The organism is Lactobacillus sp. UMNPBX6, from assembly GCF_002553975.1.
Lineage (GTDB): Bacteria > Bacillota > Bacilli > Lactobacillales > Lactobacillaceae > Lactobacillus > Lactobacillus gallinarum.
Genome location: NZ_PCZD01000082.1, coordinates 1 through 5525, shown reverse-complemented (window position 1 = coordinate 5525; position 5525 = coordinate 1). Strand labels below are relative to the sequence as shown.

At 32.3% G+C, this 5525-nt stretch carries 4 protein-coding genes; 3 read left to right on the top strand and 1 reads right to left on the bottom strand.

The annotated features are described in order from the left end of the window. The first annotated feature begins 63 nt into the window (after positions 1-63). Together CP357_RS09415 and CP357_RS09410 are read left to right on the top strand one after the other, a co-directional pair. A complete protein-coding gene (locus tag CP357_RS09415; RefSeq protein ID WP_013086462.1) occupies positions 64-1647 on the top strand; it encodes an ABC transporter ATP-binding protein in 1584 nt (527 codons plus the stop codon). Positions 1648-1800: 153 nt separating this feature from the next. Then, complete coding sequence (locus tag CP357_RS09410) at positions 1801-2268, top strand: hypothetical protein (RefSeq protein WP_098037167.1); 468 nt, start codon at positions 1801-1803, stop codon at positions 2266-2268. 103 nt (positions 2269-2371) lie between these two features. Here CP357_RS09410 and CP357_RS09405 read toward each other — a convergent pair whose 3' ends face one another. After that, positions 2372-4687 (bottom strand): phospholipase D family protein, encoded by a 2316-nt coding sequence (locus CP357_RS09405; RefSeq protein WP_089151233.1) that lies wholly within the window; start codon positions 4685-4687, stop codon positions 2372-2374. Between the two features lie 172 nt (positions 4688-4859). Here CP357_RS09405 and CP357_RS09400 point away from each other — a divergent pair, with 172 nt between their 5' ends. Then, entirely contained in the window at positions 4860-5420 is a 561-nt protein-coding gene (locus tag CP357_RS09400; RefSeq protein ID WP_089148059.1) for a histidine phosphatase family protein, read from the top strand. Positions 5421-5525: the final 105 nt, after the last annotated feature.

Below are 5525 nucleotides of genomic sequence, written 5' to 3'. Positions count from 1 at the left end.
AAATTTAGACATAGTAAAAGACCTAAAAGTGTCTCACTTTTAGGTCTCACTTCATAAAGTAAGATGAATTTAAAAGCTTTTATTAAAACCAATCCAGTTCGTTTCTGGTTAACTGCAATTGGTTGGATTATTATTCCTGCTTTATCAATTACCAATACTTACGTTGTACAAGAAGAGACGAATATCCTTTTAAGTCGTAATTGGACTAAGTTTATTTTAATCAATGTTCTTGCTTTTCTGATTATGTTAGTTGACTATGGTGTGAGTGCTTTAGTTGATTATCAGCAGCAGGCTCAGGTACAAGACTTAAATGATCAAGTTAGAGATAAAATTGTTAAGCGATATTATTATGACGGGAAAAAGCATACTGTTGCACAGATGCAAAATCGTTTGACTAATGATTTACAAATGCTTAACAATAACTACTTTATTAATGTCTTCTTATTGATTTATGGTGTGTCAACGATCGTTTTTGTTTTAATTTATCTTATTTTATTGAGTTGGCAATTATTGCTGGCTATTTGTTTGATGGTAGCTATTTCTCTTTTGCTGCCAAAGTTAACAGAAAAGCCGTTACAAAAAGCAACAGAATTAATTTCTGACAGCAATCAAAAATATTTAGATACATTAAATGATTGGTTATCTGGTCTGGATCAACTTCAACAATTTTTAGCTGGAGCTAAACTATTTTCCGTAATAGAAAAAACATCAAAAAAATTAGAAGATGCTAATGTTAAGCAAACGGCTTATATTAAACTGCTTAATGCTGTAAATGGAATTGTTTCCGCGGCTTTTGGTTTAGCATTGTTTGTGCTTGCTGGTTGGTTGGTTAAAAATCATCAAATTCCAATTGGTGCCTTATTGGTAGTCGGTAATTTTCGGTATTACTTAAATGGAGGAATTGATACACTTACTAACGGGTTAGGAGCAATGAAAGGTAGTAAAAAATTACTTGCCGAAGTTGATAAATCTGCTAGTGATATTCCGATGCAAGCTGAAAAAGATGTAGTTATGCCTAATGTAATTAAAACAAAAGATCTAGTTTTAAAGTTCCCTAATGGAGAAAAATTGACTTATCCTGATCTGGAGATTAAGCAAGGCGAAAAGATTTTATTAACTGGCGATTCTGGTGCAGGTAAGTCTACTTTGTTTAAACTAATTTTAGGTGAACTTAAGCCTAGTGCAGGTAAAGTTGTTTATGAGGATAAGGCTGGTAAGAAAATTAATCCTGATTTGAGTAAGATAGGTTATTTACCGCAAGATCCAGTAGTTTTTCCAGCATCGATTGAAGAAAATATTACGATGTTTAATGAAAAACTGAATGGAAAAGTTAAACAAGTAATAAATGAAGTGAACTTTGCTGATGATATCGCTAAGTTTACTGAAGGACTAGATGAAAAGATTAATCTTGATAAGCTGAATATTTCCGGAGGTCAAAGACAAAAAATTGTATTGGCTAGAGCAAAAGTTCACAATAGTGATATTATCTTGATTGATGAGGGAACTAGTGCAATTGATCAGAAAGCTACAATGTTGATTTTGAAGAATTTATTGAAAAGCAAAACGACGATTGTTTTTATTGCCCATAACTTTAATGAAGGAATGCATCAGTTGTTTGATCGAGAGATTCATTTAGTAAAAGAATAGTTGAAGAAAGACACTGCATTTTTAGGGATGCAGTGTCTTTACTTTAGTTTGGAAAGATGGCTTTAAACCTTTTATAGTTATTTCTAGGTAACTTCAAGGCACTTGAAAACGCTTTATAATATTATGTAGAAAGACAATAAGAAGGTGAGCACAATGAAAGACAGAATTATTGGTGGAACTCCTATTAAATTAAGTCACGTCTTAATTGGCATGATTGTAGTGATTTTTCTTACACTGTTTTTAGCAGAATTTGGTTATCAACCTTGGTGGCTATTTCTTATTGTACTAATTTTAGGCGTATTTTTAACTTTACCTACCTGTTTTAGTTCATATTGGCAAATTGATAGTAAGAATATCACATCTATCACTTATGATAGCAACGATGCACTAAAATTGCTCCAGTTACTTGGTTTGCGTAAAAAAGATAAGCAAATCATTAATTTGTCAGAGATAAAGAATGCTTCTGTTGTTTATCTTAAAAATTTGCGTCTCAGTCCTATTGATTTTGATCTCGATTATCTAGATTTAATCTTAGATCTAAATAAAGGAACGAAGGTTACCTTATCACTTGGAAGTATTGAATATCACAAACTAGATTCTATTCTAACTTTGACGAAATAATTTCAGTAAAAGAATATCAATCTAAATCTCAACATTATTATCCATATAGCAAATAAGACTTCTAGCCATGATAGGTTAGAAGCCTTATTTTGAATGATACAATCTAATTTCTATGGAAGAGATTACCAAACCAACTATGGTTCTTTTTAGCCTCTTCTTTTCGTCGTTGTTCACGATCTTCTAACATTGCCTTAGCCAGCATATCAACTGTTTGAGTTAATTGTGCTTGATTGTCTCGTTGTTGCTTATCTCTAAATGAACTACTATTTTGATACTTATTCATTAACGTATCATCATCAAGCCATTTATCAAAGTTTTCCACGTCAAGGATAAAGCCAGTACTAGTTTGTTGTGATGCAATGTGATATTTTCTAGGCAAATATTTAAAGTAACGATCAAGCATAATAGAGCCGCTGTTTTTCGCCGTTTGATCAGAGATTTTATTGAAAAGCTCTTTATTGATTTGAGCTTTTAGCCGGTCATCTTGTTTAATGAATAAGATATCGCTTCCGATTTTCGCTTGATTGATTAACATTCCCCAATCATTTCGACCAACGAATAGGGAATAATCGTAATTTTCTTCAAAATACTTGCTGACTTGGTTATACATATCAAATTTATCAAGTGCAGTTTTTAAAACATGCTTGATTGGATATAAGAAGTCTTTTTCAATCTTCTGTGCGTCTTCAACACTAACGTTAGTAAAGAATTTTGCTAATTCAACTTGACAATATTTAAAAAGATCATCATTTGCACGGCTAAATAAGCTAGTTAATGCTGCATTACGTTGATCACTTTCACCTGAAAAAGTAGATTCAAAGCTTAAGTACCATAAACGACGCATAATTTCAGGCTTTAGTGAAAATTGTGATTTAATAGAGCTTTCTTGTCTATTCATCGTGAAAATGAATGCTGGTGAGGGATGAGTTAAATTACGGTTGTTAGTAACTTCCTTGATGAATCTTTCAAAGTAAGTACGCGTTGTAAGTTCAGGACTGACATCATCAATCATTAATGGACTTACAGGACCATTTGTATATACATAGTCACTTAGCGTGTTGGTAATTGTCATATTGATATTACTCTTGCCAAAGGCATAATTCTTTGGATCCATCATTCCACTATCTAAGAAATTATGAGCACCAATTAATTTAGCGGCTAGTCTTTTCCCTAGGGTGGACTTACCAGTTCGACCTTGTCCGATTAGTGCTGTAGCAATAGGCACGTCCTCTCTAGATACGTTGCTTCCAGATAATTCATATAAATTGCGGATTTTCCAAAGCCATGGTGATTCATACAGAAACAACATAAAGTCACAAGCTTGCCAGCCTTCACCAACTTCTTTGTAAGTATTATATTCATGAGTGATATCACAGAAAAGCTGAAGTGCATTTTTTAATTGCTCTTCAGTTAAATCAGAAGTAATAACTTCAGAAGGGATGTTATCACCAATTTTAGAGGCTTGGAATAATTGACCATTATTGTAAAACTGAACAGGAACAGGGAAGAGATCTTCTTCTTTTTCAATTTGTGTTGTATCTGCTTTTGCCTTTTTGTCTTGACGAATAATGTGCTGAGTTAAGCTATATAAATCTTGCCCGATTGTATCTAGCTTACGTCTTTTATTGCCACCTTCACCAAATAAAGTAACTGTTTGTGAAGCAACAAGCTTTTCATTTTCAGATAATTTCTTTAATTCATCATCTTTGCTGTAATGGTCACGATACTTTTTGATCTCTTCAGCTGGAAGAATGATGATGTCTTTACCAGTTGAATTAGGACTATTTTTAATTTCTAGAGAAGAATCCTGCATCACATGAATGCGTAGCTCTTCTTTATCTTTGTCTTTTAAATAACCAGATAATTTTTTAGCATCAATGTATGTTGCAGCTTGATCAAGGTTATCCTGAAACATTTGTTGGTAGCAATTGAACAATGGATCAGAAGTATTGCCGTAGTCCCAAACTAATTGCTCCATATTTTTATTAACAGCCGCATCGGTAAGATTCATTGAACCCGAAAAGACGGAGTACTTGCTTTGATTTCTCATTAAATAAAGCTTAGTGTGAATCAAATTTTGTTTGGTGAAGAAAAGTTGTAAACTACCATCTAAAATGCGTTTAGTGAAGGTACTATCTTGGTGCTCGTAACTATATTCAATCAAATCACGACGCTTATTTAAAATTTGGTCAATTCTTTTGCCAATTGAATTTGATCCATTATCAGTTAGTCCAAGAATTAGTGTGATCTGGTCAAAACGTGGTAGAAGATTTTTCTCAATAAATTTAATGTTGGAAACAAAGGAAATACCTTTAAACTCAGAGAATTTATTTGATTCTCTTTGAAAATCAACTAATTGCCAAAAATCGGCATTGGAAATTAATTTTTGATCAGTATGATTGAGTATTTCTAATCCCATATGAAATCCTTTCGTGAGTATACAAATATTTGCTTTTAGTGTATCGTGAAAAATTGAATTAGAGCAAGGAAAAATTAATTTATCATTGAATTTATAAATTGGATTAAGTAAAATTTGATTCAAATAACGGTAGTAAAAAAATATATAATATGTTATTGCTTGGGAGACAATTATGACAACAGTATATTTTGTAAGACATGCTCAACCTGATTTATCAGTTCATGATGATTTAACACGTCCTTTGACAGAAAAGGGGTTGCAAGATAGAAAAAAAGTAACTGATTACTTTAGAGATAAACACATCGACCAAGCTTTTTCTAGTCCATTCAAGCGTGCAATTGATACAATTCAACCAGTTATAGACGAGAAGGAACTAACATTATCATCTATTTCTGACTTTAGAGAAAGAAAAATTGGTGATGAGTGGATTTCTAATTTTCATGAATATTGTGAAAGACAGTGGGAAGATTTTGATTATAAGCTAAGAAATGGCGAATCTTTAAAAGAGACGCAGAAGAGAAATGTTGTAGCTTTGAAGCTAGTTTTGTCCAAATATCAAGATCAAACTATGATTATTGGTGGACATGGTACAGCAATTGGATCAGTAATTAATTACTATGATCCAAGCTTTAAATATGAAGCCTTTGCTATGATCCAGCCAAAGAATCCATTTATTGTGAAAATGAACTTTGATGGAGAAAAATATTTGGAGTATAAAGTAGTTACTTTTTAGTAAAAAGATAATCTCATAAAGTAAAAATGGTAAATCAAGGTACTATGAAGTGAGACCTAAAAATTAGACAGTTTAAAATACAGGATTAATAGAGGCTTGATTCCG